At 64.2% G+C, this 648-nt stretch carries 1 protein-coding gene; it reads right to left on the bottom strand.

What is annotated here, in order from left to right; translation table 11 throughout:
• On the bottom strand, positions 1 to 552 hold a 552-nt coding region (locus A5713_RS01755), incomplete at its 3' end, for a sensor domain-containing protein (RefSeq protein ID WP_068091912.1).
• Positions 553 to 648 lie beyond the last annotated feature (96 nt).

The raw sequence follows: 648 nt of genomic DNA, 5'->3' as shown, positions 1-648 counted from the left end.
GGCCGGAGCGCCGTTGCCCCATTGGCACACCTGCGCGTAGATCACCACATTGTTCTTTGCCCGCGCCTCGCTGGCGCAGACCCAGCCGGTGATCTGCCCGTCCTCCAGTTCCGTTCCCGTCCACCGCACTCCCGTATCGGTCGCGTCGGTCTTCTGGAATCTCCATCGATATTTGCCGCTCAGGTGGATGACGGCATTGCTGCACGCATCGAGACGCTTGGCAAAAGCGTTGCCAAGCAACACCGTCGCTGCTTTGGAATCGACAACCGTCGCAACAGCCTGATAGACCGCATGCTCGAAAGTGTCCGTGTCGTTGTCCCTGTATTGATTGCTCCGCCATGCGGTGTAAACCACACCCACCGTATCGGCGGCCGGGCCCATCAGCGCGGCGCATTCGGGATTACCCTCGTCGACTGCGATGGGCGGTTGAGGCCTGGTCGCGCCCGGCGGAGGCTTAGATGCCCAGTTGAGTTTCGCCCCGACGATATCGCTAACCACGTCCGGCGCCAAGATCAGCTCGTCGATGCGATTCAGTGCCAGGGTGGGCGCCACTGTAGACGTCGCCGTGGGCACCCCCGGCGTGGTGCCGTGGCCGCCCCCCTGACCACCGCCACACCCAACCGCCAACGCGACCACTCCAGCCCCGAG

It is taken from the genome of Mycobacterium sp. E2497 (assembly GCF_001668695.1).
Lineage (GTDB): Bacteria > Actinomycetota > Actinomycetes > Mycobacteriales > Mycobacteriaceae > Mycobacterium.
This window is presented reverse-complemented; position numbering and strand designations above follow the sequence as displayed.